Source organism: Cellulomonas sp. C5510 (assembly GCF_019797765.1).
Classification (GTDB): Bacteria; Actinomycetota; Actinomycetes; order Actinomycetales; family Cellulomonadaceae; genus Cellulomonas.
This window is the reverse complement of sequence record NZ_CP081862.1, coordinates 1,011,960-1,025,891: the sequence shown is the minus strand read 5'-3', so window position 1 is coordinate 1,025,891 and position 13,932 is coordinate 1,011,960. Positions and strand designations below refer to the sequence as shown.

13 protein-coding genes are annotated in these 13,932 nt (G+C 76.0%); 9 read left to right on the top strand and 4 right to left on the bottom strand.

Translation table 11 applies throughout. From position 1 onward, the window contains the following. The first annotated feature begins 48 nt into the window (after window positions 1-48). Both K5O09_RS04640 and K5O09_RS04635 read left to right on the top strand, forming a co-directional pair. A complete protein-coding gene (locus tag K5O09_RS04640; protein WP_222171651.1) occupies window positions 49-171 on the top strand; it encodes a molybdopterin oxidoreductase in 123 nt (40 codons plus the stop codon). 145 nt (window positions 172-316) lie between these two features. Beyond that, window positions 317-1,618 carry a pyridoxal phosphate-dependent aminotransferase gene (locus K5O09_RS04635; protein WP_222171650.1) on the top strand — a complete coding sequence of 434 codons (1,302 nt, stop codon included), beginning with the start codon at window positions 317-319 and terminating at the stop codon, window positions 1,616-1,618. Between the two features lie 20 nt (window positions 1,619-1,638). Here K5O09_RS04635 and K5O09_RS04630 read toward each other — a convergent pair whose 3' ends face one another. The 3 genes from K5O09_RS04630 to K5O09_RS04620 form a co-directional block, all read right to left on the bottom strand. Next, window positions 1,639-2,925: a multidrug effflux MFS transporter gene (locus K5O09_RS04630; protein ID WP_222171649.1), complete on the bottom strand. Its 1,287-nt coding sequence runs from the start codon at window positions 2,923-2,925 to the stop codon at window positions 1,639-1,641. Window positions 2,926-3,039: 114 nt separating this feature from the next. Further along, entirely contained in the window at window positions 3,040-4,167 is a 1,128-nt protein-coding gene (locus K5O09_RS04625) for an adenylate/guanylate cyclase domain-containing protein (protein ID WP_255596131.1), read from the bottom strand. A gap of 15 nt (window positions 4,168-4,182) precedes the next feature. Continuing rightward, window positions 4,183-5,049 carry a biotin--[acetyl-CoA-carboxylase] ligase gene (locus K5O09_RS04620; protein ID WP_255596130.1) on the bottom strand — a complete coding sequence of 289 codons (867 nt, stop codon included), beginning with the start codon at window positions 5,047-5,049 and terminating at the stop codon, window positions 4,183-4,185. Window positions 5,050-5,193: 144 nt separating this feature from the next. Between K5O09_RS04620 and K5O09_RS04615 the strand changes: the two genes are divergently transcribed. From K5O09_RS04615 to K5O09_RS04600, 4 genes are read left to right on the top strand one after another with little or no spacing between them, the layout of a single operon-like run. Then, complete coding sequence (locus K5O09_RS04615) at window positions 5,194-6,801, top strand: acyl-CoA carboxylase subunit beta (protein WP_222171648.1); 1,608 nt, start codon at window positions 5,194-5,196, stop codon at window positions 6,799-6,801. Next, window positions 6,798-7,403, top strand: a complete 606-nt coding sequence (locus K5O09_RS04610; RefSeq protein ID WP_255596129.1) for a hypothetical protein — start codon at window positions 6,798-6,800, stop codon at window positions 7,401-7,403. The genes K5O09_RS04615 and K5O09_RS04610 overlap by 4 nt, the downstream gene beginning before the upstream one ends. Further along, window positions 7,400-7,648: an acyl-CoA carboxylase epsilon subunit gene (locus tag K5O09_RS04605; protein ID WP_222171647.1), complete on the top strand. Its 249-nt coding sequence runs from the start codon at window positions 7,400-7,402 to the stop codon at window positions 7,646-7,648. Before K5O09_RS04610 ends, K5O09_RS04605 begins: the two co-directional genes overlap by 4 nt. 53 nt (window positions 7,649-7,701) lie before the next feature. Continuing rightward, complete coding sequence (locus K5O09_RS04600) at window positions 7,702-9,423, top strand: DUF885 domain-containing protein (protein ID WP_222171646.1); 1,722 nt, start codon at window positions 7,702-7,704, stop codon at window positions 9,421-9,423. Window positions 9,424-9,573: 150 nt separating this feature from the next. On the opposite strand, the gene K5O09_RS04595 is transcribed toward K5O09_RS04600, so the two are convergent. Then, entirely contained in the window at window positions 9,574-10,281 is a 708-nt protein-coding gene (locus K5O09_RS04595) for a vitamin K epoxide reductase family protein (protein WP_222171645.1), read from the bottom strand. A 97-nt stretch (window positions 10,282-10,378) separates the two neighbouring features. Between K5O09_RS04595 and K5O09_RS04590 the strand changes: the two genes are divergently transcribed. The 3 genes from K5O09_RS04590 (at window position 10,379) to K5O09_RS04580 (ending at window position 13,837) form a co-directional block, all read left to right on the top strand. After that, a complete protein-coding gene (locus K5O09_RS04590) occupies window positions 10,379-11,029 on the top strand; it encodes a nucleoside triphosphate pyrophosphatase (protein WP_222171644.1) in 651 nt (216 codons plus the stop codon). Window positions 11,030-11,530: 501 nt separating this feature from the next. Beyond that, window positions 11,531-13,330, top strand: coding sequence for a biotin carboxylase N-terminal domain-containing protein (locus tag K5O09_RS04585; RefSeq protein ID WP_222171643.1), 1,800 nt, complete (start codon window positions 11,531-11,533; stop codon window positions 13,328-13,330). After that, window positions 13,331-13,837 carry an NUDIX domain-containing protein gene (locus K5O09_RS04580; protein WP_222171642.1) on the top strand — a complete coding sequence of 169 codons (507 nt, stop codon included), beginning with the start codon at window positions 13,331-13,333 and terminating at the stop codon, window positions 13,835-13,837. The last annotated feature ends 95 nt before the right edge of the window (window positions 13,838-13,932 follow it).

The following is a 13,932-nucleotide window of genomic DNA, read 5'->3' as shown; positions in this document are numbered from 1 at the left end:
GGACCCTCGACCCCTTCAGTCCGGGTCCGGCGTGCCGATGTCCCCGTCATGAGCACGCACCACCCGCGCACCCGGACCCGGCACCACGTGCCGTGGTGGGTGGCGTGCGCGTGGGCGTCGCTGCTGCTGCTCGTGCTCGGCGGGCTCGCGGCGGCCTCCGGCTGGCTCTGAGACGGGGCGGCGCCGCCCCTCGGCGTGCCACGTGCCGGCCCTCCCCCGCGCCGACCGACACCACGGTCCCGCCCCGCGGTCCGCTCGCGCGGGCGGGACCGGCCGCGGTCTACCCTCCTGGCGTCCCCGAGACGACAGGACCGCGATGACCCCGCACCCGCACGACAGCCCGGCGCCCCGTCCCGGGCGCCTCGGACAGCGCGCGGGGCGCTGGCAGGCGACCGCCCGGGCGGCGGGCCTGCTCGGTGCGGACGGCGTGCCCCGGCCGACGGTCTTCGCGGAGATGTCCGCGCTCGCCGCGAGCACCGGTGCACTCAACCTCGGCCAGGGGTTCCCCGACGTGGACGGCCCGGAGTCGGTGAAGCGTGCCGCCGCGGACGCCATCGCCGCCGGGGTCAACCAGTACCCGCCGGGGCCGGGCACCCCGGAGCTGCGGCGCGCCGTGGCCGACCACCAGCGGCGCCACTACGGCCTGGACGTCGACCCGGACACGGAGGTGCTCGTCACCACCGGCGCCACCGAGGCGGTCGCCGCGGCGCTGCTCGCGCTCACCGAGCCGGGCGACGAGGTGCTCACGCTCGAGCCGTTCTACGACTCCTACGCCGCGGTCATCGCGCTGGCCGGCGCGCGCCACACCACCGCGCCGCTCGTGGCCGGCCCCGACGGTTTCCGGCTGGACGCGGACGCGCTGCGCGCCGCCGTCACCGACCGGACGCGCGTGATCCTGCTCAACACGCCGCACAACCCGACGGGTGCCGTCCTCACGCCCGCCGAGCTCGCGGTGGTCGCCGAGGTCGCCGAGCGCCACGACTGCCTCGTGGTGACCGACGAGGTGTACGAGCACCTCACGTACGACGACGCCCGGCACGTCCCGTTCGCGACGCTGCCCGGGGCCGCCGGCCGCACGCTGACCGTCTCGTCCGCGGGCAAGACGTTCTCGTTCACCGGCTGGAAGATCGGCTGGGTCACCGGGCCGGCGCCGCTCGTGGACGCAGTGCGGGCGGTCAAGCAGTTCCTCACGTACGTGTCCGGGGCGCCGTTCCAGCCCGCGGTGGCGCACGCGCTCGCGCTCGAGACGACCGACGGCCCCGACGCGGGCTGGGTCCGCGGGCTCGCGGAGTCGCTGGCTGCGCGTCGGGACCTGCTGGCCGCCGGGCTGACCGGGGCGGGCTTCGCGGTCGCGCGGCCGCAGGGAACGTACTTCGTGGTCGCCGACGCCGCCGCGCTGCTGTCCGGGCCGCTCGCCGGATCGGGGATCCGCGACGCGGCAGGTCTGTGCCGCGCGCTCCCCGGTCTCGCGGGCGTGGTCGGGGTGCCCGTGAGCGCGTTCACCCGGCCCGGGTCCGCCGCGGACGAGACACTGCGCACCGCGGTGCGGTTCACGTTCGTCAAGCAGGAGGCGGTCCTCGAGGAGGCCGTGCGGCGACTGGCGCGCCTCGGCGCCTGACCGCCCGCCACCCCGGGGGCTCAGTGCGCCGCGGTCCAGCCGCCGCGACGGTAGGCCGGGGTCGCGAGCGCGAGCACCAGCAGCGCGCCGGCCGCCGCGCCCGTCATGACGCTCGCCATCGCCACGGTGTCCTCGCCGAGCACACCGACCAGCGGGCTCACCGCACCGGCGACACCGGCCTGCAGCGACCCGATGAACGCCGCGGCCGTCCCCGCGCGCTCACCGTGCCGCGACAGGGCGATCGCCGAGGCGTTCGGCGGCGTGAAGTTCACGAGCGACATGATGAGGAACAGCGCCACCAGCAGCGCCGGCAGCCCGCCGGCGCCCGTCAGCGCGAGCACCAGCAGCGCCGCGGTGAGCGCCAGCGAGACGGGCAGGACCGCGCGGATGATCTGGATCGGGGCGTAGCGGCGCACCAGCGCGGCGTTCACCTGGGCACCGCCGACCAGGCCGACGCCGTTGACCGCGAACACCAGCGCGAACTGCCCGGCGCTCAGCCCGAACCCCTCGCGCAGCACGAACGGCGACCCCACCACGTAGCTCATGAGCACCGCCTGCCCGAGCCCCGGCAGCACCGCGAGCGCCACGAAGTGCCGGTCCCGCGCCAGGACCAGGTAGCCGCGCCACGCGCCCGCGGTGGACGACAGCCTCCGCTCGGACGGCAGCGTCTCCGGCAGGCGCCGCAGCACGACGACCCAGAGCACCGCGCCGTACACGGCCAGCGCCACGAACACGCCGCGCCACCCGAACTCGCCGGCGATCAGCCCGCCGACGCTCGGCGCGAACAGCGGCGCGACCCCGATGACGAGCATCAGCCGCGACAGCAGCCGCGACGCGTCCGGCCCCACGAACCGGTCGCGGATCACCGCCATCGCGACCACCGACGCCGACGCGTTGAAGAACCCCTGCATCGTGCGCAGCGCGATCAGCGGGACGATCGCCGGGGCGATCGCGCACAGCAGCGACGTCACGACGTGCAGCGCCACGCCGACGAGCACCGGCCGGCGCCGGCCGAAGCGGTCCGACAGCGGGCCGATCACCAGCTGGCCCACGGCCCCGCCGATGAGCATCGACGTCATCGTGAGCTGAGCCGCCGCGGCACTGGTCCCCAGGTCGCGGGCCACGTCCGGCAGCGACGGCAGGTAGATGTCGGTGGTGACGGCCGGCAGCGCGGTCATCACCCCGAGCAGGAGCACGTACCTGGCGCTCGGCCGGAACACGGGTGCCGCGACGCCCCCGGCAGCCCCCGGCGCGGCGGGGACGGATGCGGGTGCCGGGTGTCGTGCGGGTGGTTCGCCGGTGCTCATGTGCCCTGATCGTCGCACGCGGCGACGAGCGGCGCGAATCGATTCGATCCGGGCCGTCGCGGTCCACGCACCCGCTCGGCGCGCCGACGCCGCGCCGGCTCCGGCGGGCGGACGTCAGGCGGTGCGGACCCGCACCGGCGCCAGCGCCCCGATGCCCTCGAGCTCGCGCTCCGGCTGCGGCTCCAGCACGAGCCCCGGCACGTCGACGAGCAGCCGCGCGGTCGCCGGGTCGGTGAGGACCGTGCTCGGGTCCGCGATGTCCGTCAGCCGGGCGGCGACGTTCACCGACGGCCCGAACACGTCGCCGAACCGGGACAGCACCCGGCCCCACACCACGCCGACCCGCACCGGGGTCACGCCCCGCGCGCCCTCGGCGAGCCCGCCGGCCGCCTTCTCGCGCTCGACGTCGAGCTCCCCGCCGAGCACCCGCGCGAGCTCCAGCGCGACGCGTGCCCCGGTCCGCACGTCGTCCGCCACGAACAGCACCGCGTCGCCGATCGTCTTGACCACGCGGCCGCCGCCCTGCGTGACGACGTCCCGGGCGATGGTCTCGAACCGCTGCACGAAGTCCGACAGGTCCGTCGAGCCCAGCCCGGCCGTCCGGCGCGTGAACGACACCATGTCGGCGAACCCGACGGCCCGGGCCAGCGGCAGCGCCGCCGGGTCCCCGTCGCGGTCCTGCCCGGCCGCGAACTCCACCGCGTACCGCGACGCGATCGACGCCAGGTGCCGGCGGTAGGAGTGCAGCAGCTGCGCCTCGAGCACGGGGGCGAGCACCGGCAGCGCCTCCAGCACGGCGCGTCGGGCGGCCGGGTCGTCGAGCCCCTGCCGCGTCGCGACGTCCTCCACCAGCGCCTCGACCTGCCACAGCGCCAGCCGGTCGCTCGTGTGCCCGAGCGCGCGCGTCAGCGAGATCATCGTGCGGCCCGACACGAGATCCTCCCGCAGCAGCGCCGCCGCACTGCCCAGCGCGTCCGCGTCCCGCACCGTGAACGCCGCGTCGTCCGCGTCCGGGTGCGGCAGGCCGAGCGTGCGCCAGTACAGCCGCACCAGCTCGACGTCGACGCCGGCGCGCTCCGCCAGGTCCCGCATGCTCAGGGTGCGGGCGCCGCCGAGCAGAGCCGCGTCGAGCCGGGCGCCGGCCGACTCGGCGACGCCGGGCGCGGCCGAGGGGTCGGCCGGCGCCGGGGCGACGGGGCGCGCCTCGTCGTCCTGGCGCGCGCTGCCCGTCCGGTCCGTCACACCAGCGACCCTAGTTCACGGCAGGTGCCCGCGGGTGGGCCGGACGTGACGCACGTCACCGGCCAGCAGCCGCCGCTCGGCACCATCAGGGCCCCGCAGCACGAGGGCGCCGTCGGGGTCGATCCGCACCGCCGTGCCCCGCAGCCGCGCGCCGTCCGGCAGGGTGGCCCCGACCTCCGAGCCGAGCGTCCGGCACACCGCCACGACCTCGGAGTCGAGCCCCGCTGCCGCGACGTCCCCGCCCGTCGCCCGCCACCGCTCGAGCACCGCGCAGACCTCGCGGACGAGGGCGACCAGCACGGCGGTGCGGTCGGCGGCGGGCGCACCCGACAGCCGCAGGGACGTGGCGCTCGGCACCGGCAGCTCGGCGGCCGTCTGCGACACGTTGACGCCGATGCCGAGCACCACCGCGTCCCCCGCCGGAGCCGCCTCCGCGAGGATCCCGACGGCCTTGCGGTCCGTCCCCCAGCCGGGCAGGTCCTCGGCACCGGGCGGAGCCGGCAGCAGCACGTCGTTGGGCCACTTCACCGCCGCCGTCAGGCCCGTGGCCGCGGACAGCCCGTGCACGACGCCCAGCCCCGCCAGCAGCGGCAGCCACCCCCAGGACGCGCGCGGCACCCCGGGACGGAGCGCCAGCGACATCGTCACCGCCGCCCCGGCCGGCGTGGTCCACGTGTGGCCTCCCCGCCCGCGCCCGGCCTGCTGGTGCTCGGCGACCAGCAGCCCGCCGTCCGCCCACCCGGCGTCGGCCGCCAGGCGCGCGAGCAGCTCGGTGCTCGTCGACGTCGCCGTCGCCACGACCTCGCACCGCCGCAGCGGCCCGCCCGGCCCGGCCAGCGCCGCGACCTCGTCCGCCCGCAGGGGCCCGCGTCCGTCCTCCACGCCCCCATCCTCCCCGCTCCCGCCCCGCGGCGGCCCGTCCGCTCGGGACCGCGCGCCGGTTGTCGCATCCGCACCACGCCGCGCGCCGAGGTCCGTGGCCGTCGCCCACCCCCGCCGCCGTCCGCGCGCACTAGCCTTCCTCGGGTGACTGACACCCCCGCGTCGCACGCACCCACGCCCCCGGCCGGAACGGCCGCGAAGGTCGCCGACCTCGCGGACCGCTACCGCCGCGCCGTCACGGAGCCCGAGCAGGCCGCCGCCGAGAAGCAGCACGCCCGCGGCAAGCGCACCGCCCGCGAGCGCATCGAGGCGCTCCTCGACCCGGGCTCGTTCACCGAGCTCGACGCGTTCGTCCGGCACCGCTCGACCAACTTCGGGCTGGACCGCAAGCGCGTCCCCGGCGACGGCGTCGTCGTCGGGCACGGCACGGTCGACGGCCGCCCGGTCGCCGTCTACTCGCAGGACTTCACGGTGTTCGGCGGCAGCCTCGGCGAGGTGCACGGCCAGAAGATCACCAAGGTCATGGACCTGGCGCTGCGCACCGGCATGCCGCTGGTCGGCATCAGCGACGGCGGGGGCGCGCGCATCCAGGAGGGCGTCGCGGGGCTCACCCAGTTCGCGGAGATCTTCCGCCGCAACGTCGCCGCCTCGGGCGTCGTCCCGCAGATCAGCCTGATCCTCGGTCCGTCGGCCGGCGGGGCCGTCTACTCCCCCGCGCTCACCGACTTCATCGTCATGGCCGACGGCACCTCGAACATGTTCATCACCGGTCCGGACGTCATCCGTGCGGTGACCGGCGAGGACGTCGGCTTCGAGGAGCTCGGCGGCGCCACCACGCACAACACGCGCTCGGGCGTCGCCCACTACCTGGCCTCCGACGAGGACGACGCGCTGGACTACGTGCGGTCGCTGCTGTCGTACCTCCCGCAGAACAACCTCACCGACCCGCCGGCCTACCCGCACGAGGCCGAGCTCGAGGTGACGGACGAGGACCTCGAGCTCGACACGCTCGTGCCGGACTCCGACAACCAGCCGTACGACATGCGCACCGTCGTCGAGCACGTGCTGGACGACGGGGACCTGCTCGAGGTCCAGCCGCTGTTCGCGCGCAACGTGCTCATCGGCTTCGGGCGCGTCGAGGGTCACACCGTCGGCGTCGTCGCGAACCAGCCGCTGACCATGGCCGGCACGCTCGACATCGACGCCGCCGAGAAGGCCGCCCGGTTCGTGCGGACCTGCGACGCGTTCAGCATCCCGGTGCTGACCTTCGTGGACGTCCCGGGCTTCCTGCCGGGCACCGACCAGGAGTGGAACGGCATCATCCGGCGCGGCGCGAAGCTCATCTACGCGTACGCCGAGGCGACGGTCCCGCTCGTCACCGTCATCACCCGCAAGGCGTACGGTGGCGCCTACATCGTCATGGGGTCGAAGCAGCTCGGCGCCGACGTGAACCTGGCGTGGCCCACGGCGCAGATCGCCGTCATGGGCGCCGGCGGTGCGGTGAACATCCTGCAGCGCGGCGCCCTGCAGCAGGTCGCCGCGGCCGGCGGGGACGTCGAGGCCGAGCGTGCCCGGCTCACGCGCGAGTACGAGGAGGCCATCGTGAACCCGTGGGACGCCGCGGACCGCGGCTACGTGGACGCGGTCATCGCGCCCGCCGAGACCCGGTCGCAGATCGTCCGCGCGCTGCGCGTGCTGCGCACCAAGCGCGCGGCGCTGCCCCCCAAGAAGCACGGGAACATCCCGCTGTGACCGGCGACCCCCTGCTCCCCGGCGGCGGCCACGACGGCGGCGATGGGCACGGCCACGACCACGGGCACGACGCGCACGACCACGCGGGCGGCGCCCACGGGCCCGAGCCGCTGCCCGGCGTCGACACCGGTGCCATGCACACCGCCGTCGACGCCCTGACCGCCGCGCTGCACGACTACGTCGACACGGCCGCGGGCGTCCGGGCGGAGTTCGGCGCCTCGGAGGCCGACGAGGACCCGCGGGTGCTCGCGCTCGAGGCGCGCGTCTCCGGGTTGAACGCCCGGCTGTACGACCTGCTGCACGAGAGCCTGGGCATGCACTCCGAGCTCACGGGCATGACGTGGGAGGACGAGGCGGCGCCCGAGGCCGAGACCGGCGCCGACGAGGACACCGACGAGTTCCACCTCGGGTTCGTCGTCAGCGTGCCCCCGCACCCGAGCGACCAGAGCATCGACGCGGTGCTCGGCATCGTCGACAACGGCGGCGCCGAGATCGTGGAGCGGCTGCTCGAGAGCGGCTTCACGGTCGAGGGCTGGGGGGCGTCGCGCGGGGCGCCGGTCGTGTTCGACGACGACCCGGACGACGACGAGGACGACCGGTGACGGCCGGCGAGGCCGGGACGTCCGGGCCCGCGCACGTCCAGGTCGTCCGCGGCACGCCCGACGACGTGGAGCTCGCGGCGCTCGTCGCGGGGCTGGTGGCCGCGACGGGAGGCGGCGAGGACGGGGCGACCGACTGGCCGGGCACCACGCCGCGCGCCGGGTGGGCGGACCGGGCCCGCACCGTCCCGGGCGGCGGCGCGGCCTGGCGCCCCGGCCCCGACGCGTGGCGGCACAGCCTGCGCTGACGTCAGCGCATTCCCGGTGAACCGGGCCCCGTGGCGCGAGTAGGGTCGGCCGGGTGAGCACTGCACCCACCCCCGACAGCCGCGCACCGGAGCGTGCCGCCACCCCGATCGACGCGATCGCCGACGCCTACGTCGACACGACCGCAGCCCTCAACCCCTTCGAGGCCACCGCGCTCGGCATCACGGGCCACGACCACGAGGTCACGGACCTGTCCCCCGCCGGCCACGAGGCCCGCGCGGAGGCCGCCCGGGCCACGCTGCGCGCGCTCGACGCCGAGCAGCCGGTCGACGAGGTCGACCGCATCACGCTGGCCGCGATGCGCGAGCGCCTCGGCCTGGAGCTCGAGCTGCACGACGCGGGCGAGCTGCTCGCCGACCTCAACGTGATCGCCTCGCCGGTGCAGGGCATGCGCGACGTGCTCGACCTCATGGCGACCGACGGCCCCGACGCGTGGTCCACGATCGCCCAGCGGCTCTCCGGGCTGCCGACCGCCGGCGCCGGCTACGTGGAGTCGCTGCGGCTCGCCGCCTCGCGCGGCCGCGTGCCCGCCGTCCGCCAGGTGCGCGAGGCGCTCGCGCAGGCCGAGGAGCTCGCCGACCCGTCGACGTCGTTCTTCACCACCTTCGTCGCGGGCACCGAGGCCCGCGAGGCCGTCGCCGCCGGCGGTGACGCGCTGCGCGAGGACCTGGAGCGCGGCGCCGAGGCGGCCCGCCGCACGTACGCCGAGCTCGCCGCCTTCCTGCGCGACGAGCTCGCCCCGCAGGCGCCGGAGGCGGACGCCGCCGGCCGCGAGCGCTACGCCCTGTGGTCCCGGTACTTCCTCGGTGCCGCGGTCGACCTGGACGAGACGTACCAGTGGGGGCTGGAGGAGCTCGAGCGCGTCGTCGCCGAGCAGGAGGCCGTCGCCGCGCGGATCGCCGGCCCGGGTGCCACCGTCGAGCAGGCCGTGGCAGCGCTCGACGCGGACCCGTCCCGCCGGCTCGAGGGCACCGACGCGCTCCAGCGCTGGATGCAGGAGACCTCCGACGCCGCCGTCGCCGCCCTCGACGGCGTGCACTTCGCCATCCCCGGGCCGATCCGCACGCTCGAGTGCCGCATCGCCCCGACGCAGAACGGCGGCATCTACTACACCGGGCCGTCCGACGACTTCAGCCGGCCCGGCCGCATGTGGTGGTCCGTGCCGCCGGAGGTCACGACGTTCAACACGTGGCGCGAGAAGACGACCGTCTACCACGAGGGCGTCCCCGGTCACCACCTGCAGATCGGCCAGGCCGTCTACCAGCGCGCGACGCTGAACTCGTGGCGCCGGCTCGCGTGCTGGGTGTCCGGGCACGGCGAGGGCTGGGCGCTGTACGCCGAGCGCCTCATGGCCGACCTCGGGTTCCTCGACGACCCGGGCGACCGGCTCGGCATGCTCGACGGCCAGCGGATGCGGGCCGCCCGCGTCGTGCTGGACCTCGGCGTCCACCTGGGCCTGCCCGCGCCGGAGCGCTGGGGCGGCGGCACGTGGGACGCCGACAAGGCGTGGGAGTTCCTGCGCGCCAACGTCAACATGCCCGAGCAGTTCGTGCGGTTCGAGCTCAACCGGTACCTCGGCTGGCCGGGGCAGGCGCCCGCCTACAAGATCGGGCAGCGCATCTGGGAGCAGGTCCGCGACGGCAACCGCGCCGCGACGGAGGCGCGCGGCGAGGAGTTCGACCTGCGTGCGTTCCACGCCCGGGCGCTCGGCATGGGCGCGCTGCCGCTGGACGTCCTGCGGGACGCGCTGGCCTGACGACGGCGGTCGCCCCGGCCCCGTGCCGTGACGCGAACGAGGGCCCCCGGACCTGGTCCGGGGGCCCTCGTTCGTCGGGTGGTGGGTCGGGGTGGTGCGGCGGGCGGCGCCGCGGCGGGCAGGTGCCGTGCGCAGGTGCGGCGCGTGCCCTCAGGCCGCCAGCAGCGTGGGGCCGTACTTGAGCAGGATCGCCGCGAGGAACAGCACGATCACGGCGGCCGTCACGTACCAGTCGGTCCCGGTCGCCACGAACCGGCGCGCCCACGGCCCGGCGCGGCCCGGCAGCCGCAGGTGCCCGTCGCGGACGTTCCACCGGGTCAGGCCGGCCCACACCAGCGTCGTCGTCACGGTGATGAGCAGGCACCAGGGGCACAGCGCCTTGATGACGAAGTACGACTGCAGGAACAGCCACCACGCGAACACCAGGGCCACCGTGTACAGCGCCTGCGTGCCGAGCATGTACCACCGCGGGAACCGCACCCCGGCGATGCCGGCCACGGAGATCGCGATCACCACGGACTCGAACGCGATGCCGAGGAACGCGTTCGGGAAGCCCAGCACCTCCGCCTGCGGGGAGAGCGCCACGGTGCTGCACGAGATCACCGAGCTCACGTCGCAGCTGAACGTCGCGGACGGGTCGAGGGCGAGGCGCCACGCCTCGATCGACAGCACGAACGACGTGAACAACCCGATGGCGCCGGACACGACCATCTCGATCGCGGTCCGGCGGCGCCACGCGACGCGCTCCGGGGAGTCGGGGTCGTCGTCCACGGGGTCGCGGTCGAGCAGGTCGATCGGGTCGGCGGCGGCGCCCACGGGGCGCGTGGCCAGGTCGCTGTCCTCGGTCACGCCTGTCATCGTCGCATCCCCTCCTGGGAGTTCACCGGACATCATCGGCACGCCGTCGCTGCGCACGGGAGGACGTACGTCCCCGGCCCGGCCGTACGCTCGCCCGGTGACCACCCTCGTGCTGGCCTCCGCCTCCCCCGCCCGGCTCGCGACGCTCCGCGCCGCCGGCATCGAGCCCACGGTGGCCGTGTCCGCGGTCGACGAGCCCGCGGTGCTGGCGGCCGCTGGCTCCGTCACGCCGGCCGAGGCCGTGCTGCTGCTCGCCCGCGCGAAGGCCCGTGACGTCGCGCCGGCCCACCCCGGGGCGCTCGTGCTGGGGTGCGACTCCATGCTGGAGCTGGACGGCGAGGTGCTCGGCAAGCCCGCGGACGCCGCCGAGGCCACCGCCCGGTGGCGCGCGATGCGCGGGCGGGCCGGGCTGCTGCACACCGGGCACTGGCTCGTGGACGCGCGGCACGGGAACGCTGCCGCGGACGCCTCGACGGAGGCCGAGCCGGAGGCGGAGTCGGAGGCGGAGTCGGGCGCGACGTCCACCACCGTCGTGCACTTCGCGGACGTGACGGACGCGGAGATCGCCGCCTACGTCGCCACCGGCGAGCCGCTCCACGTCGCGGGTGCCTTCACCATCGACGGCCTCGGCGGCCCGTTCGTCGAGCGCATCGAGGGCGACCACCACGGCGTCGTCGGCCTGAGCCTCCCCCTCCTCCGCCGCCTCCTGGCCACCCGAGCCGTCCCGATCCCCACCCTCTGGCCCTAGCCCCACCCACCCCCCACCCCACCTGAACCCCGTCGGAGGCTCCGACGGGTCGTCGTGGTGCTCCGCGGACCACCACGATCCCGCGCGCCCACCTCCGAACACACTCGGAGCCTCCGAACGCCGCGACCCCCACCCACCTGAACCCCCCGCGCGGCAGCGCGACACCCCGCACCCACCTGCACGCGCTCCGTCCGTTCGGAGGCTCCGACGGGTCGTCGTGGTGCTCCGCGGACCACCACGATCCCGCGCGCCCACCTCCGAACACGTGGGGAGCCTCCGAACGGGGATAGCGGTGGGGCAGCGAGGGCCACGGTCGCCACGGAGGTGGCGGGGAGGGTTTGTCCGCTCCGGACAAGGGGCGGACGGGTGTGGCACCCCCGGGCGCGAGGGCGTTGACGGAACCTCCAAACGCGAGCGTCGCCAGGTGGGCGGTTCCGCAGTCTTGGGGGCGCACGTCCGCCAGGACGTGATCCCCGCCCACCCCCCGCGTTACCGTGAGCCGTGCCCCGCATCTCGAAGGTCCTCGTCGCCAACCGCGGCGAGATCGCCGTCCGCATCGCCCGCGCCTGCCGGGACGCCGGCATCGGCTCCGTCGCCGTCTACGCGGACCCCGACCGCGAGGCGCTGCACGTGCGCGTCGCGGACGAGGCGTACGCCCTGGACGGCGCCCGCGCGGCCGAGACGTACCTCGACATCGCGAAGCTGCTCGACGTGGCCCGCCGCTCCGGCGCGGACGCCGTGCACCCCGGCTACGGGTTCCTCTCCGAGAACGCCGAGTTCGCGCAGGCCGTCATCGACGCGGGCCTCACGTGGGTCGGCCCGCCGCCGGCCGCGATCCGCGAGCTCGGTGACAAGGTCAGCGCCCGGCACATCGCGCAGCGGGCGGGCGCCCCGCTCGTCGCCGGCACGCCGGACCCGGTCTCCGGCGCCGCCGAGGTGCACGCGTTCGTCGCCGAGCACGGCCTGCCGGTGGCGATCAAGGCGGCGTTCGGCGGCGGTGGCCGCGGCCTGAAGGTGGCGCGCTCCGAGGACGAGATCGACGAGCTGTACGACTCCGCGGTGCGCGAGGCGACGGCGGCGTTCGGCCGCGGCGAGTGCTTCGTGGAGCGCTACCTCGACCGCCCGCGCCACGTCGAGACGCAGTGCCTCGCCGACGAGCACGGCACCGTCGTCGTCGTGTCGACCCGCGACTGCTCGCTGCAGCGCCGGCACCAGAAGCTCGTCGAGGAGGCCCCGGCGCCGTTCCTCTCGGACGCGCAGCGCGCGCAGCTCGTCGACGCCTCCGTCGCGATCCTCCGCGAGGCCGGGTACGTCGGCGCGGGCACCTGCGAGTTCCTGGTCGCCGCGGACGGCACCATCTCGTTCCTCGAGGTGAACACCCGCCTGCAGGTCGAGCACCCGGTCTCCGAGGAGATCAGCGGCATCGACCTGGTCCGCGAGCAGCTCCGGATCGCCGACGGCGAGCCCCTGGGCTACACCGAGGTGGAGACCCGCGGGCACTCGTTCGAGTTCCGGCTGAACGGCGAGGACCCGGCCGCCGGGTTCCTGCCCGCCCCCGGCCGCATCTCCACGCTCCGGTTCCCCGCCGGCCCCGGCGTCCGGGTCGACTCCGGCGTCGTCGAGGGCGACACCGTCTCCGGCGCGTTCGACTCGATGATCGCCAAGCTCGTCGTCACGGGCGCGACCCGGCAGCAGGCGGCCGAGCGGGCGCGGCGTGCGCTCGCCGAGCTGGAGATCGCCGGCATCCCGACCGTCGTGCCGTTCCACCGCGCGGTGATGGCGGACCCGGCGTTCGTCCCGACGGACCCGGAGCAGCCGTTCGCGGTGCACACCCGGTGGATCGAGACGGAGTTCGCCGACCGGCTGCCGTCGCTGACCGGGGCACCCGCCGTCACGACGTCCGGCCCCGACGCGGACCCGGAGCCGACCGAGCTGGAGCGGGTCGTCGTCGAGGTCGGCGGCAAGCGGCTGGAGGTCGTGCTCCCGGCGGCCCTCGCGCTGCGGGCGGGTCGCACCGGCCGCGCACCAGCCGGCCCGCGCCGCGCAGCGCCGCGCCGCAACGGGGCCCGCACGGTCGCCGCGTCGGGGACGACGCTGACGTCCCCGATGCAGGGCACGATCGTGAAGGTGGCCGTCGGTGAGGGCGACACGGTGGCCGAGGGCGACCTGGTCGTGGTGCTGGAGGCCATGAAGATGGAGCAGCCGCTGGTCGCCCACCGCGCAGGCACCGTGTCCTCCCTGTCAGCGGGTGTCGGCGGGATGGTCGCGGCGGGGTCCGCCATCTGCGAGATCGTCGACTGAGTGGCCGAGGTCCCGCCGCACCGGCCGCGGCACCCCGGCGACGGCTGGGTCGCCTGCCGCTGCGGACAGCGGCACTGGGGCCTGTCCGGCGCGGCCGGTCTGCTGCTCGCCCGCCCCGCGACGGGCACGGATGCCGCCGCGGTGGTCCTGCAGCACCGCGCGCTGTGGAGCGACCAGGGCGGGACGTGGGGGCTGCCCGGCGGGGCGCGGCACACCGGTGAGCCCGCGGTCGACGGTGCGCTGCGCGAGGCGGCGGAGGAAGCGGGCATCGAGCCCGCGTCCGTGCGGGTGGTGGGCGAGCACGTGCTGGACCACGGTGACTGGTCGTACACCACGGTGGTCGCGGTGACGGCCGGGCCCGTGGACGCCCGGCCGACCGACGACGAGAGCCTCGCGATCGCCTGGGTGGCGCTGGACGACGTGGCGACGCTGCCGCTGCTGCCGGCGTTCGCGGACGCGTGGCCGACGCTGCGCGCGCTGCTGGACGAGGCCGCCGCGGCCTCCTGACCGCGCCGCCGCGCCGAGTCTCGACGCCGTCGAGGCGCCAGCACCCGTGCACGTGATCCCGGCCGGGTCCGGCTCCTGACGCGGTCCGACGGGAT

Bases quoted from the DNA above. Each gene is read 5' to 3' on its own strand.
- K5O09_RS04595 (WP_222171645.1), bottom strand. From the start codon at position 10,281: ATGACAGGCGTGACCGAGGACAGCGACCTGGCCACGCGCCCCGTGGGC.
- K5O09_RS04640 (WP_222171651.1), top strand. From the start codon at position 49: ATGAGCACGCACCACCCGCGCACCCGGACCCGGCACCACGTGCCGTGG.
- K5O09_RS04630 (WP_222171649.1), bottom strand. From the start codon at position 2,925: ATGAGCACCGGCGAACCACCCGCACGACACCCGGCACCCGCATCCGTC.
- K5O09_RS04635 (WP_222171650.1), top strand. From the start codon at position 317: ATGACCCCGCACCCGCACGACAGCCCGGCGCCCCGTCCCGGGCGCCTC.